The following is a 14,990-nucleotide window of genomic DNA, read 5'->3' on the forward strand; positions in this document are numbered from 1 at the left end:
CGGCATGCTGCTTGCAGCAATGCCGTCCGGCGAAGGGGCGGGGGCGGCATCGCCTGTGGCGGCGACTGCGCCGGAAGCAGCAACAGCACCAGCCGGCATCACCGAGATCAGCGGCTTCCCGACGTCGAGCGTCTGGCCCGGCTCGCCGTGCAGCACGGCCACGGTGCCGGCGTACGGGGAGGGCACCTCCACCATTGACTTGGCGGTCTCCACCTCGGCGATCGGCTGGTCCACGCGGATCTCGTCGCCCACGGCCACGAGCCAGTTCACCAGCTCGGCTTCGGTGAGGCCTTCGCCCAGGTCCGGGAGGAGGAATACTTTCGGTTCGCTCATGGTCAGTCTTCCCACTGGAGGTCGTCAACGGCGTCGAGGATGCGGTCCACGCCGGGCAGGTAGTAGTGCTCGAGCTTCGGCGCAGGATAGGGCACGTCGAAGCCGGTGACGCGGCGGATCGGTGCAGCCAGGTGGTGGAAACAGCGTTCCTGGACCCGGGCGACGATTTCCGAGGCGACGGACGCGAAGCCGTGGGCCTCGGCGATCACCACGGCGCGGCCGGTCTTGCGGACCGAGGCGCAGACGGTCTCGTCGTCGAACGGCACGATCGAGCGGACGTCGATCACTTCCAGCGAGCGGCCTTCCTCGGCGGCCGCGGCAGCGGCGGCGAGCGCCGTCGGGACGGACGGCCCGTAGGCGATCAGCGTGGCGTCGGTGCCGGGGCGGGCGACGGCGGCGCGGCCCTCGGAGGACATGCCGCGCTCGGTGTTCGCGGCGTGCTCGGCGCGCAGCGCGTCCAGGTCCACCTGGTCCTTGGACCAGTACAGCTTCTTGGGCTCCATAAACATGACGGGATCGTCGGAGTCGATGGCTTCGCGGAGCATCCGGTAGCCGTCCGCCACGGTGGCCGGGGTGAAGACCTTCAGGCCGGCGGTGTGCGCGTAGTAGGCCTCGGAGGAGTCGCAGTGGTGCTCTACTCCCCCGATGCCGCCGGCGTACGGGACCCGGATGACCATGGGCAGCTTCACGGCGCCCTTGGTGCGGTTGTGCATCTTGGCGACGTGGCTGACGATCTGTTCGAAGGCCGGGTAGGCGAACGCGTCGAACTGCATCTCGATGACCGGGCGCATCCCGTTCATGGCCATGCCCACGGCCATGCCGACGATTCCGGATTCGGCCAGCGGGGTGTCGAAGCAGCGGCTCGTGCCGAAGGTCTTGGTGAGCCCGTCCGTGATCCGGAAGACGCCGCCGAGCATGCCGACATCCTCGCCGAAGACCAGGACCGAGGGGTCCGCGTGCATGGCGTCCGCCATCGCGGTGTTCAGGGCCTTGGCCAGCGTGATGGTCTGCGGGCCGGTCAGCTCAGCGGTGGCCGCAGCCTTGGCGGCCGCGCGGGCGGTCGCGGCGCTGACGTTGCCGTTCGCCTCGGAGGACGTGGTGATGGTGGGGCTCATTTCCCGGCCTCCGTTGCGGTGGATGCGGCGTCGCGGGCCAGTTCGTCGGCGAGCATGGCGGACTGTTCCTTCAGTTGCGGTGTGGGGGTGGAGAAGACGTACTTGAAGAGGTCCTGCGGTTCCACCGGGACCTCCTCGCCGAGGCCTTCGCGCAGCTGCGTGGCAACCGCCTCCGCCTTTTCGGCGATCGCGGCGGCGCGGTCATCGTCCAGCAGGCCGCGGTCCGTCAGGTAGGTCTTCATCCGGCTCAGCGGGTCCTTGGCCACCCACTCGGCCACTTCGCTGTCCTGCCGGTAGCGGGTGGCGTCGTCGGCGTTGGTGTGCGCCTGCATCCGGTAAGTGTGCGCCTCCACAAGCAGCGGGCCGGAACCTTCCCGGGCGAGCTTGACGGCCCGGCCCAGGACGGCGAGGAGGGCCACGACGTCGTTGCCGTCCACGCGTTCGCCGGCCATGCCGTAGCCCACGGCCTTGTGGGCCAGCGACGGCGCGACGGACTGGTGCGCGAGCGGCACGGAGATCGCGTACTGATTGTTCTGGACGAAGAAGACCACGGGCAGGTGGAAGACGGCGGCAAAGTTCAGGGCCTCATGGAAGTCGCCTTCGCTCGTGGCGCCGTCACCGCACATGGCCAGGACCACGGTGTCCTCGCCGCGCAGCTTGGCGGCGTGGGCAACGCCGACGCCGTGCAGCAGCTGGGTGGTCAGCGGCGTGCACTGGATGCCGACCTTGTTCTTGGCGGGGTCGTAGCCGCCGTGCCAGTCGCCACGGAACAGCGTCATGGTCTGGACGGGGTCGACGCCGCGGGCCATCACGGCCACGGAGTCGCGGTAGGTGGGGAACAGCCAGTCACCCTCGGCAAGGCACAGCGCCGCGGCAACCTGGCACGCCTCCTGGCCGTGGCTTGAGGGGTAGACGGCCATGCGGCCCTGCCGGACCAGGGCGGAGTTCTGGTCATTGACGCGGCGGCCGACGACGAGCTGCTCGTAGGCGGCCAGCAGTTCGGCCTCACTGGGCAGCCTGTATTCGTGCCCGGGCTGGGTGCCCTGCTCCGTGTGGGGATTCAGGGTGCCGTCCGGGCCGACCATCTGGATCTGGTGGCGGGCGGGGAGCATGTAGTCCTCAACAGTGATGCCGAACTTGCTCACGGCCTCGCTGGCCGGATCCTGCTGCCCGGCTGGCTGCGTAGCCTGCGCCGGCCCCGGCTCCGCGGTCGCGGGCTGTTGCGCAGCGTGGTCTGCGGAGATCGTCATTGGTCCGTCCTTCTGTAGCCACTATTCTTTCCCAGTATGCCGCCAGCCCATGTTTCGTATCCACCTCCACCACGGATCGTGGAGAAGTCCACAAATTTGCCCTAATCTGGAAGACAAATTGTAACTGTGAGCTGGATTACGGGTGGGAGTTGTAGACGAATGGCAGAGCTTGAGCCGGACCAGGTGGCGGTGCCGCTGGACGATGTGGACCGGAACATCATTGCGGAGCTGACCCGGGACGGCCGGATGTCCGTGACACAGGTGGCAGAGAACGTCCATATTTCCCGCGCCCACGCCTACACCCGGATTGCCCGTCTCACTGGCGAAGGCGTCCTGACCAAGTTCACCGCCCTGGTGGATCCCATCAAGGCCGGCTTGAAGTCCTCGGCCTATGTGACGCTCAAGGTGCGCCAGCATTCCTGGCGCGAACTGCGCGAGCTCCTGCGCGCCATCCCGGAGGTCCACCACATCGCGCTGGTGGGCGGGGACTTCGATGTCATCCTGCTGGTACGCGCTGTGGACAACATTGACCTTCGCCGGGTGATCTTCGACCAGCTGCAGTCCATGCCCGGGGTCCTGGACACCCAGACGTTCCTGGTGTTTGAGGATGTGGATACGCGGTAACAGTCAACTGCGGCCATGAATTTCTCCTGCAGGCCGGTAACATGATTGCCCGGACAGTGGCGGCGGGAGTTTTCAAATTTCCGACTCGGGCAGGCGGGGTTCCAGATCGGCGCTGCATCGGCGGCTATTCATGCCTGTCGCACCGCGTGGTTCTTGCCTGTTTGTTGCCGGGTAGACTGGTCGAGACCGCACGAATATTGCCGTTCTTGGGGGCGTGCTTCGCGGCGGCCTCCTGCCATCAACACAGGGGGCCCGATTTGAACTTACAAGATTGCCTGCGCGTTTTGCGCCGCAACTGGATCATGATCGTTGCAACCACGTTGATCGGCCTCCTTATCGGCGGTGCGGCGGCGGTGCTGACGAAGCCGACATATACGTCAATGACGCAGCTTTTCGTTTCAATCCAAAACTCAGGCTCCGTCCAAGAGTTGCAGCAAGGAAATACGTTCAGTCAGGCGCGAGTACAGTCCTACGTGAAAACTGTCTCATCGCCCGTCGTCCTTCAACCCGCGATCGACGCTCTTGGGCTTCAGACCAGTTCCGAGGAACTTGCCGGGCGCGTCAAGGCGAGTACGGACCTCAACACCGTACTCATCGACATTTCAGTCGCAGACAACTCGCCGGTGCAGGCGGCAGCCATCGCCGATGCGGTAGCCAACAGCCTCATCAAAGCGATCAACTCGCTAGAGAAACCAACTACGGGCGGGTCATCGCCTGTCAGCCTATCTATCATCAAGCCCGCGAAAGCACCCGAGGCCCCTTCGGCGCCGAATACGCGCTTGGACCTGGGCTTGGGGCTCTTAGTCGGGGTCCTATTCGGAGTCGGGCTGGCCGTTGTGAGAACGCTTCTAGATAACAAAATTCGGGGCGAGGTCGACCTCAGGCGCGTAACCGACGCACCCCTCTTGGGCGGAATCTCCTTTGATCAAGACGCAACTCGAAAGCCCCTCCTCACTCAGAGTGCACCCCAAAGCCCCAGGGCCGAATCTTTCCGCCAGCTGCGAACCAACCTACAGTTCGCCAACGTCTCTGGACGCGCGAAGACCGTCCTGATGACGTCTTCTGTGCCAGGCGAAGGTAAGACAACCACAGCAACCAACCTCGCCATAGCATTGGCTCAGGGCGGGCATACCGTATGCCTAGTCGACGCCGATCTGCGCCGCCCGATGGTAGGTGACTATCTCGGGCTAGATCGAAATGCCGGCCTCACAACGGCCCTAATCGGTGCCGCAGACGTAAACGATTTGCTGCAACCTTGGGGCGACGATGAACTTTATGTGCTCACTTCCGGCGAGATCCCGCCCAATCCAAGCGAACTATTGGGCTCGGACGAGATGAAACAGCTGATCCTGAGACTTGAGCACGCCTTTGACACCGTGGTCATCGATGCCCCGCCGCTACTGCCAGTAACGGATGCTGCTGTCCTGTCTCAGCACGTTAGTGGCGTCGTGCTCGTCGTCGGTTCCCAGAAACTAAGTCAGCAGGACGTAGAAAAGTCACTCGGCGCCCTCAACATGGTGGGAGCCAATCTCTTGGGAATAGTACTAAACCGGCTTCCGACCAAGGGGCCGGACGCTTACGCCTACACCAATTACTCTTACGACAGCAAAGGACCAAGCCGGCTTTCTGGCAAGCGAAGCGGGGCCGATTCCGGGCACGCCCTTGAACAGGCCGCAGCAGACTATGATTCCGCAGATTCGACGGACTTCATCAGGCAATTTCCCGATGCCACCTCGCCTAGGACCATGTCCGAGCAGCTCAGCAAATTCGGTGCAGGCGACCGATACATCAAACCCTAGCCTTCACCCAGAACTCTTCTAGGTGAAGTCCCGTGGAGAATGTGCAACGGGTTGCCCTTCTCCCGCCACAATGGCGCGGCTGTTGGCTCGCATGGAACCACTGCCAAGCTGCCAGGTTCGAGGCCTCATTGCTTCACCTCGACTTAGCAGGCCGCGACACACACCGAAGCCCGAAGACCACAATCTACAAAGGAAGCGGAAACGTTGAAGGTTTTCCATGTCGTAACTCTCTTTACACCAACAGGAGATTTCGGTGGACCTACCCGGGTAGCCGTAAACCAAACTCGGGCGCTGCGTACGATGGGCCTCGACGTAACTCTCCTAGGAGGATCCCGTGGCTTTGGCATCGGGGAGACGCAAATTGACGGTGTCGAGGCACAACTGTTCGGGTCGCTAACGCTTGGATCGAAGGCCCGATTCGCAGCAGTCATATCGCCTCGGCTCATTTTCTGGTTGGTCCGGAACCTCAGAAAGGCCGATGTCGTACATGTACATCTGTCGAGAGACCTTGTTACCCTGCCCGCAGCAGTCTTGGCGCTGCTCTTCTCGAAATCTCTCGTAGTCCAGCCGCACGGGATGATCGCACCCACCCGAAAGCTGGCTGCCCGCCTACTTGACCAACTGGTAACCATCAGGGTGCTGAGGAAAGCAGCAACGGTCTTCTATCTCTCAAGGCAAGAACTTGACGCAATCGGGAGACTGACCAGCCTTGAACGGCTTCACATGACCAAATTACCTAACGGCATCCCATCGCCTGCCTCAGCATTACTGTCGGCCGGCGAAAGTGGGACCGACGTCCTCTTCCTGGCGCGACTCAACGTTCGCAAACGACCAGACCAGTTCGTTCGCATGGCGCAAAGACTGTCGACTGTCAAGCCGGGCGTGACGTTTTCTCTAGTGGGCCCCGACGGAGGCATGGGACGCGAAGTAGTGAATATGATTACAAACTTCAGGATCCACCACTCAACAAAGTGGGAGGGGGCGCTGGCTCCTTCAGAAACGCTAGACCGAATGTCCCTATCAGCCATCTATGTGCTGCCCGCAGTGGATGAACCTTTCGGCATGACCGTGCTAGAGGCCCTGTCCTGTGAGCGGCCCGTTGTTGTAACGGACACGTGTGCGTTAGCCCCGTTCATCGAGGATCACGACTGCGGCATCGTTACCGATGGATCCGTGGAGCAGTTGTCTCAAGCTGTTTGCTACCTCCTCGAGAATCCCCTACGTGCCTTGGAAATGGGCAAGCGAGGAGCCCAAGCTGTGACAAAGGCCTATGGAATGAACGATGTCTCGACAATCCTAGAATCGTCATACAAAGCTATTCACGAACCCTCGGCAGCCAAAATCCCGAGCGATATAAGAGAAGAGGAATCTTCCTAGTGAGAGTCTTAATTGTCGGTGACATGAGAGTTGGAACCAACTCTCGTAGTGTCGCAGAGGGATACAAAACGGCAGGCCACGATGTCGCCTGGGTTGACATAAGTCCGTCCACCACAGCCGCCAAGGGATCAAAACTATGGTACTCGGTCCGGAAGTTACAAAGAGTCACGGCCGAAGAGGACACGAGAGTTCTGCGAGAAGTTAACGCAGCCACGCTGGAATTTGGGCCGGACATATTATTAGCAATCAAGGTAATACATTATGATCAGTCAATATTCCTAGACAACAGAATTCCGATAAAAGTTCACCAGTCTTTCGACGATGTGAGTAATCCGGATAACGTCTCAGCTGAATATTTGGATCATGAGGCTGACTGGGATCACATCGTCACAACTAAACGTCATAACGTTCCTGAGCTGTATGCGCGCGGAGCTAAAGACGTCCTGTTTATTTGGGGAGCTTACGACCCTCAGTTCCGGCGCCGAACAACGTCCTTGGACCAACGGCCCTTCGACATCGGGTTCATAGGCGCTTCGCGCCCCGATCGGTGCACCCTCCCTAGGCAGTTCGCTGATAATGCTCCATTCAAGGGCATTATTTACGGACCACGTTGGCATCGCCGCTACCCCATCGGCGTCCGAGGCGTCGCCCTGAAGCGTGCCGCAACAGGACCGGCCTACACAGTAGCTGCCAATAGCTTCAAAATTGGCCTCATTCTCCTCAACTCTGAAAATCGCGATCAGCACACTAATCGAACGTTTGAGGCACCAGCCTCTGGACAGCTGGTCCTCGCACAGAGAACTGTTGAGCATTTGGAAGTCTTCCAGGATGGCGTCTCGGGAATTCTATTCGACCATATGGGGGAGGCATGGGAACACGTTCGTAACCTCCAGCGGAATCCCGTCCAGATGCGTAATATCGCAGAGGCCGGTTTTATGATGATTTCCAAGGGCGGTCATACTTACCGCGATCGGGCAAATCAGGTAATCAAACACGTGAGCTCCTGATGGATGTCAGCACTTCACCAATGATTCCCCTGTTACTGGTGGCGGCGGCACTAATAGCTCAACTGTTGCTTGCACGAAAGCTGGTGCCAGCACTCGGGCTCCTCATTGGAACTCAAGCCATATTCTGGACTCTTGCCTTCGTTTTACGGCCGATGTACTTGATGACCTTCAAACCTGTTCTGATACCCGAGTTGGCTGATCGTCGGTTAATGTGGACACATTATGATTCTGCGCTGGGCCAAGTACTGTGGCTTTGCTTTGTGGGGCAAATTGCCTATCTTGCGGTTCTAGTCTTTTTCCACTGGGGGACCCGCAACAGACAGCGACCCGCTACCCCTGCGATAACAGACATCGGCCGGTCCCATGAAGTCGTATTGGTCGCTTTGATTCTGTGGGCTGCAGGGTGGATTGGCCGCATTGGGGCAGCTCTCCATCTCCAGTCGATGGATTCTGCCTTCCGTATCTTCGGCACTGTGGGAGGGGCCCTTTTGATCGCCACTGTGCGGACCAAACGCCCTGTCTCAGCTATGTGGGTAGTCGGATCCTTGGTCGTGATCGAAGAATCCTGGGCTTTTTATTACGGGTCGAAGGCAGCCATGGTCATACCTCTGCTCGCTCTTTGTCTACGATGGCTCTTGGCCGATAAACCGGGTGCATTTGGGCGGCGAGCCGTGGCGTTGGGACTCCTGGCTATCGTAGGATTTCTCGTCATCCAGCCAATGCGCGGCATCAGCACTGCTGAAAGAGTTGCCTCTGCATCTGACGGAGAGCACCCGGAGATTAAGGGCGCCGCAGTTTCTGTTCTTGAACGCTTCGACGGACTTTCGGCCGTTACAGATGCCGCATTTCTAGGCCCTGCGATTTGGATGTCCGGAGGAGAATTCGTCACGCGCATTATCTTAAACATGACTCCCACCGGGCCAATCGCTGCGAAATCGCTTTCTATTGGACAGCAGTGGACGCAAGAGGTCCGGGCGGAATCGAACGCCAACCAGGTGATGGATGTCCCTCTCGCGGCTGGACCGACCGCTGAAGGCTTCGCCTTGGCCGGTCTACCTGGAATCATTCTCGAAAACTGCGCTCTGGCATTAGCGACTATTGCAGTCGGATGTGCGCTTCAATCAAGGAAGACCATACCGACTATTTTTGCCGCTACTTTCGCTTTCTCTACGGTCCTGTTTGAACAAGGAATACTAGGACTCGCTGCCACAACGAACAAGGCTCTGCAGATAGCGGTTTGCGGGTTTATTATTTTGATGTTTATTAGATCGGCCGATTCGAAAAATGGCAAAGTCGCAGCTTAGCTCTGCGCTTATGCTGGAAAAAGTCATGCCTAATCGTGTTTACGCGAAGAAAATCTGAATGTGGAGCAAAAAAATTGAGAGTCCTCATCCTTGGATCCCACCCGGCTAATAGCTACAGCATGCTACGTTATACCGAATCACTGGCAGCTGCTTATTCACGCTTGGGCCACTCAGTTAAGCTCCTCCGGCCTCCGGCGCTGATTAGCGGCAGCCTTCGCCCGGGAGGCTTCAGGAAGGCCGTAGTCTATGTAGAGCAATTACTCGTCTTTCCTTGGATCTACGCCGTCGAGGCGCGCAGGTCGGAACTAATTCACCTTGCGGACCACAGTGATGCTGTCTGGCTCCTGAGTTTGCCACGGAGACTCCGGCAAATAGTGACCTGCCATGACTTGGTTGCAGTCCGCGCTGCGCTCGGGGAGATCCCCGAACATCGACCTGCCTACTCTGGCCGCTTGTACCAGTTCCTGGTCCGATGTGGCCTTCGTCGCGCATCCCGAATTGTCGCTGTAAGCGACGCAACTCTGGCCGATGTCCGGCGACTGATTCCTCGAACCCCCGCCGGTCGCATATACAACCCCATCTCGAACTCGATCGCCAGTGCGGATCCTACGATTACGGTAGAGGAACCCTATGCGCTTATTGTAGGGAGCACGGGATGGCGCAAACGTAGAGACCTAGGCCTGCGTGTCTGGGCTCGAGTCCGAACCGTTGCTGGTCTGGAGAACCTGCGCCTAACTATCGTCGGACCGCCACTGGAACAGCACGAGCTGAACCTATTGCTCAAAAATGGCATCCCCCTTGATCACGTTACCCATTTTGATGGTGTAACAGATGCCAAAGTCTCTGAACTCTACGCCAATGCATTGACGTTGATCCAGATGTCCAGATATGAGGGCTTTTGCTGGCCAATACTCGAGGCAAACGTATTCGGTGTCGTTGCGATTTGTGCAGATGAGGCAGTCCTCAGAGAGACCGGCGACGGCAACGTCTTCGTACCAGCGAGTCTGATTGGAGTCGACTGGATGATGATTGCAGATGCGGTTGCATCTGCAGACACGAAGATGATTCTGGCCGAAAGAGCAAGGACCTTTAGCGAAGGTGCTTTCGATCGAGATCTTTCTGACCTCCATAGGATATTAGCGGAGCCAAATGGCGATAAGTGGCGCCTCAGCAAGTAATCTCATTTCCGACTACAGGGAACGAAAATGTCGAATTTTCTGAAGAGGGTTTCACTGGGCGCAGGAGCCAACGCCTACAGTCAAGTGGTAACGATATTCATCCAACTGGTTTCTGTACCTGTATTTCTGTCGCAATGGAACCTTGAGACCTACGGTCAATGGCTCATATTATCTGCTATTCCGACATATATTGCGCTTTCTGATATAGGAATAGTGACGGTCGCAGGAAACCGGATGAATATGTTGGTTAGCTCTGGCCAGGCAGTGGAGGCTAAGCGCGTATTTCAGAGTGCACAGGTTTTTACCTACGGAATGTGCGCCGCCATCGCATTGATTGCGATCACAGTTGGACTAATTCCGCTTTTCTTCTTGGGTGGAACTGACGAGAAGAACGCCCTTTTGTTACTAGTGCTAAGTGTTCTCCTTGGACAGATCGGCGGGCTCGCTGAATCTGTTTTTAAAGCGACTAAGGGATATGCCATTGGCGCCGCGCTTTCGTCGAGCGCGAGATTATCCGAATGGCTCGGCTATTTGATGGGGCTATTCCTGATCGGCAATTTCACGGCAGTCGCGCTGGGCGGCTTCACGGGCCGCCTCCTTATTGTATTTATTGCCTTCATGATGAGCTCAAAACGTCACTCTCACCTAAAATGGGGTTTTCGGGAGGCCCGCTACGGAGAAATAAGAATGATGCTAAAGCCGGCACTGTCATTTCTATTGTTCACTCTTTCCAACGCATTTACGTTTCAAGGTTTTACAATCTTGTGCGGCGCCCTCTTTGGGCCCGCGGCCACCGTGGTGTTTACGACATACCGCACCTTGGCCCGGGTCGCCGTTCAAGCATCGTCCATGTTGAGTCACGCTCTATGGCCAGAGTTCACCGCCCTATTCGCTCAGGGACGTGGCGAAAGGTTGGGGTCAATCTACAAACGCTCGTCCCTGGCAAATCTTGCCATATCAGTTGGTTTAAGTGGGGCACTGTTTCTGGCCTCAGGGCCGCTGCTGACGATTTGGACTCACGGTGCAATCACGCTGCAACCCATTCTTATGGCAATTCTCTTGGGCTATGCCGCCGTTGCCGGTTGTGGCCATCTACCAAGGGTCGTATTGATGGCGACGAACAATCACACCTCTCTTGGCGTTTGGTTCGCTTTAGTCAGCCTGTCGTCTGTCGCGCTCGGGTGGGTCCTCGCACCATTTCTTGGGCTGTCAGGGCTCGCGATAGCGATGACTGCCTCAGAGATTTCGACCATCGGCCTGAGTCTAATCATGGTCCGGAATTTGTTGCAAAATCTACGGGAAGCTAAGGTAGGCCAGTTCGCATGAAGGTTGTTCTCTCCACCGTGGGAAAGTTCCACACATTTAATCTCGCGCGTGAATTGGATAGGCGCGGCAATCTGCTCCGAGTTTTTTCCGGCTACCCTCGATTTAAGTTGTCTAATGAGGGAATATCGTCTGACCGCATTAGTACCTTTCCGGTAGTTCATGCACCTTATATGGCGATGCCTTACAAACATGCAATCGGCCCTTGGCTGAATGCGCAATGGGAGTATGTTGACCGTGTCTCATTTGGCCGACATGTCGCTCGCTCCATTCCTGAATGTGATGTCTACTCCGGGATGTCAGCGTCTGGCCTGGAGGCGGGCCGGGTGGTCAAGAAGCGGCAAGGGATCTATATGTGCGATAGGGGATCATCCCACATCCGCGCCCAGGACGAAATTTTGCGCAGGGAGCACGACGCGTGGGGCATTCCGTACCGTGGAATTGACCCCCGTATAATACTACGAGAGGAAGAAGAATATCAGCTCGCGGATATGATATCAGTCCCTTCGGAGTTCGCAGCGCGAACTTTTATTGCTGAGGGGATTGACGCTTCGAAAATTCGAGTGGTTCCGTATGGCGTCCAGCTTGACCGGTTTGCACCCGTTGATCTCCCTGATCCTTCATGCTTTTCCGTTGTCTTTGCCGGCCAAGTGACTCTTAGGAAAGGAATTCCATACCTACTGGAAGCCTTCAGCCGGTTGGATCATCCGAATAAGCTTCTGACTATTGCCGGCCGAGCAGATCCGAGCTTCCTGAGATTCTTGAATGCCCGAGGACTCCTCGATTCTCGAGTCAGATTCGTCGGCTCTCTGCCGCAGTCTGGTCTGAACAGCCTTTTTAGCCGTTCGGATGTCCTCGTGCTACCTAGCGTTGAGGATGGGTTTGGACTTGTTCTCGCTGAGGCCATGGCCTCAGGTTGCCCGGTCATCGCGTCGCGCAGTTCGGGAGGACCCGACCTCATCAATAGCGGGGTTGATGGTTTTGTCGTCGAGACAGGGTCGTCTGCGGAACTATTGGCCCGTCTTCAGGACCTTGCGGACGCGCCTGAGATGCGACTTGCCCTGAGAACAGCAGCAGTGGCTAAAGTCAACACGATGGGCGGGTGGACTCAATATGGTCAGACTATGTCTGAGATCATGCAGGTCCTGTCAGCGCGAAACGGCAGCCGGCACTAGGATTTGTCCCCTTTCTCACGACCGAGCTTTGGCGGGCGACGGACCGACGTCCAAATCACAAATTTGCATGACACCCGAGGGGATCGAATGACGGAATCTGGGAACACTGCTCTCTCTCCTGCGCGCATTGCCGGCTTGGACCTGATTCGAGGGTTCGCAATCCTACTGGTCCTGTTGCGCCACGCGTGGCCAGAAGTTTTCGGCGGTGCCGGGATTGTAGGCGTCGTGACTTTCTTTGCACTCAGCGGATATCTCATTACTGGCGTTATCAAGAGGGATATCGACGTTCATGGCAAACTTCGCTACGGGAGATTCTATCGAAATCGCGCTTTTCGATTGTTGCCAGCGCTTTGCTTTATGCTTTTCGGTTTCGGCATCATAGAAAGTACTTTCAACATCCTTGGCCATCGCCAAGAAATCTGGCCGTCAGTCTTTGCAGCCCTTACTTACACCATGAATATTCCTGGCATTCCCCACGGTAGCAGCGCAGTCTCGCATTTGTGGACTTTGGCGACTGAAGAGCAGTTCTATTTGGTGTGGCCCGCGATAGTAGTCGCAGGAATTCGATTTCGAAGAATGCGGTGGTTTGTAGTATTTTCAGCCGTTGCCTCTCTTGCATTCTGCGCAGTGACGATCGCCATCGTTTGGCCGCAAGTGGAACGCGTGTATTCACTCCCGACCTCTTGGGCCGTTGCAATGATCATCGGAGCCGCAGCGAACTTGGGAAAGTCACAGTTGGTCCGTTACCTCCCAAAGCGCGCCTCAGCTCGGCACATTGCGGCGGCTGCTGCAATGTCCCTGTTGATCATATTGTCCTTCGCCCCAGAGCCTAAGGGTAGCGCCCTGGCATATCTCATCGGCGGACCGCTAGTGGCCATCTGCACCGTAGTTCTAATCGATTATGCCGGGGGGTGGGCTACCCTTCCAACGCCCACGCTTAGTCCTTTGCTTTGGCTCGGAACGGTATCCTATGCCACATACCTTTGGAATTTTCCGATCGCCACGTGGATGGGTGGCCGTCCGCTGGCTCCGCTGCAGGCGTTGGCCAGCATTGCATTGTCTGTTGGGGCCGCAACAGTGAGCTGGTGGCTCATTGAAGTGCCCTTCAGCCGTCTGAAGCGGCGATTGGACATGCGAGCACGCTCAGAACTAAAAGCTGCGCGTCCCCTCTCAGATCTGAAAAAGTAGTGTGCTGACTGGTCCGGACTCCTGGAATAGACGTCTCTCATGGCGCACACGTGGAGCTTGCCCTCATCGGACTAGTGGTCCGAATTGTGCTCTTCTAGGTTTGTCGGAATGATTCCGGGGTTTTCGGACAAAACGTGTGTATCGGCGGGGCATGCTTCGGTGTTTGCGATCGAAATCCGGGATTGGGATCTTTGGGAGTTTAGAGTGGCTGCGGTGCTTGCATTTCTCTGGAATGTGGCCCTACGCATTTATGCTTAGTTGGTCTGCTTTTCTTGTAGGGCCGGTGTCCGCCGGCGGCGAGTAGGCATCTGAACCGGTAGTTAATGAAGTTGCGGGAGCCGCGGGCAATTCAGCGGGGGTTTCAACTGCTCCGTTGATCCCTTCGGTGGGCTTTCACGGTTCGTGGTGAGTGTTCTGCCGTGATGGATGTTCATGCCGCTGTTCTGGCGGCACTGCGCAACAGGATACGCGTTTTGTAGTTGCGTGCGTTGGTGAATCCCCGGCCTGTCCGTTTGATGTGTTGATGGATGTGTTGTTTGCTTCTACTTTCGCTATTGTCGCACCGGTCATGACGAGGACTTCGATTTCCTTCCACCACCGACAGATCGTGCGCCAGAGCCGGTTGGTTTCCGGCTGTGCGGCTTCTTCGTCGAGTGACTGCAGGCGGTCTTACGCCCAGGAGGCCCTCGTGTCCTACGCTACCCATGCCAACGCCGACCTGACACCTAAGGCAAGAGGAAAACTCGCCCGCCTGGTCCTCGAGGAAGGCTGGACCCCGCGCCGGGCCGCGGAACGCTGCCAATGCTCGCCTGCGACGGCGAAGTGGCCAGACCGGTACCGTGCCTGCGGCGAGGCCGGCATGCGGACGCGTCCTCGCGGCCGCGCCGGAGCCCGAACCGCACCGGTATCCGGACCGAGCGGCGGAGCGCGGCACTGCGGTTCACCCGCCGGTGGGGCCCGCACCGCATCGCCGCCCACCTCCATCTGGCCCGTTCCACCGTCGGCAAGATCCTGGCCCGGTACCGGATGCCCCGGCTGGCCTGCCTGGACCAGGGCACCGGCCTGCCCGTGCGCAAGCCCGCACCGCAAAGATACGAACACGACCATCCCGGGGACCTGGTCCACGTGGCCACCAGGAAGCTCGGACGCATCCCGAATGGCGGCGGACATCGCGCCCTCGGCCGGGCCAAGGCTCATCAACTTTTAGCGTGGTGTCCTTCAAATGAAGGGGCTCGTAGCCCTGCGAGCATAGGTGTTGTCGAGACATCTATTGCTGAGGACTACGAGCCTTGTTACAGATTACGCAGACGTGCGATG

The 14,990-nt window shown here is 58.1% G+C and carries 12 protein-coding genes and 1 pseudogene; 10 read left to right on the plus strand and 3 right to left on the minus strand.

Annotated features, from left to right (window positions below; translation table 11 throughout):
* The 3 genes from LQV16_RS20480 to pdhA form a co-directional block, all read right to left on the minus strand.
* Positions 1–333, minus strand: a 333-nt coding sequence (locus LQV16_RS20480) for a biotin/lipoyl-containing protein (RefSeq protein WP_290369406.1), incomplete at its 3' end; no start/stop codon positions are given.
* A gap of 2 nt (positions 334–335) precedes the next feature.
* The gene (locus LQV16_RS20485) at positions 336–1,448 is read right to left on the minus strand and encodes an alpha-ketoacid dehydrogenase subunit beta (protein ID WP_229995700.1); all 1,113 of its coding nucleotides are present in this window, start codon (positions 1,446–1,448) and stop codon (positions 336–338) included.
* The gene (gene pdhA / locus LQV16_RS20490; protein WP_229995701.1) at positions 1,445–2,698 is read right to left on the minus strand and encodes a pyruvate dehydrogenase (acetyl-transferring) E1 component subunit alpha; all 1,254 of its coding nucleotides are present in this window, start codon (positions 2,696–2,698) and stop codon (positions 1,445–1,447) included. The genes LQV16_RS20485 and pdhA overlap by 4 nt, the downstream gene beginning before the upstream one ends.
* Positions 2,699–2,857: 159 nt before the next feature.
* Between pdhA and LQV16_RS20495 the strand changes: the two genes are divergently transcribed.
* The 10 genes and pseudogenes from LQV16_RS20495 to LQV16_RS20540 all read left to right on the plus strand — a co-directional run.
* Positions 2,858–3,322, plus strand: coding sequence for an Lrp/AsnC family transcriptional regulator (locus LQV16_RS20495; RefSeq protein WP_229995702.1), 465 nt, complete (start codon positions 2,858–2,860; stop codon positions 3,320–3,322).
* Between the two features lie 257 nt (positions 3,323–3,579).
* The gene (locus LQV16_RS20500; protein ID WP_229995709.1) at positions 3,580–5,121 is read left to right on the plus strand and encodes a polysaccharide biosynthesis tyrosine autokinase; all 1,542 of its coding nucleotides are present in this window, start codon (positions 3,580–3,582) and stop codon (positions 5,119–5,121) included.
* Between the two features lie 204 nt (positions 5,122–5,325).
* Positions 5,326–6,498, plus strand: coding sequence for a glycosyltransferase (locus tag LQV16_RS20505; RefSeq protein WP_290369407.1), 1,173 nt, complete (start codon positions 5,326–5,328; stop codon positions 6,496–6,498).
* A gap of 23 nt (positions 6,499–6,521) precedes the next feature.
* Positions 6,522–7,505, plus strand: coding sequence for a glycosyltransferase (locus LQV16_RS20510; protein ID WP_229995704.1), 984 nt, complete (start codon positions 6,522–6,524; stop codon positions 7,503–7,505).
* Between the two features lie 551 nt (positions 7,506–8,056).
* On the plus strand, positions 8,057–8,809 hold the full coding sequence (locus LQV16_RS20515; protein ID WP_229995705.1) for a hypothetical protein: 753 nt from the start codon (positions 8,057–8,059) through the stop codon (positions 8,807–8,809).
* A 119-nt stretch (positions 8,810–8,928) separates the two neighbouring features.
* Complete coding sequence (locus LQV16_RS20520; RefSeq protein ID WP_229995710.1) at positions 8,929–9,987, plus strand: glycosyltransferase; 1,059 nt, start codon at positions 8,929–8,931, stop codon at positions 9,985–9,987.
* A gap of 27 nt (positions 9,988–10,014) precedes the next feature.
* A complete protein-coding gene (locus LQV16_RS20525; protein WP_229995706.1) occupies positions 10,015–11,313 on the plus strand; it encodes a hypothetical protein in 1,299 nt (432 codons plus the stop codon).
* On the plus strand, positions 11,310–12,485 hold the full coding sequence (locus LQV16_RS20530; protein ID WP_229995707.1) for a glycosyltransferase family 4 protein: 1,176 nt from the start codon (positions 11,310–11,312) through the stop codon (positions 12,483–12,485). The genes LQV16_RS20525 and LQV16_RS20530 overlap by 4 nt, the downstream gene beginning before the upstream one ends.
* An 87-nt stretch (positions 12,486–12,572) precedes the next feature.
* A complete protein-coding gene (locus tag LQV16_RS23780) occupies positions 12,573–13,673 on the plus strand; it encodes an acyltransferase (protein ID WP_356815849.1) in 1,101 nt (366 codons plus the stop codon).
* Positions 13,674–14,361: 688 nt separating this feature from the next.
* Positions 14,362–14,861 (plus strand): annotated as a pseudogene (locus tag LQV16_RS20540) (leucine zipper domain-containing protein); the annotation flags it as partial.
* Between the last annotated feature and the right edge of the window lie 129 nt (positions 14,862–14,990).

The sequence above is a fragment of the Arthrobacter sp. Bi26 genome (assembly GCF_918697925.1).
In the GTDB taxonomy this organism is placed as follows: domain Bacteria; phylum Actinomycetota; class Actinomycetes; order Actinomycetales; family Micrococcaceae; genus Arthrobacter.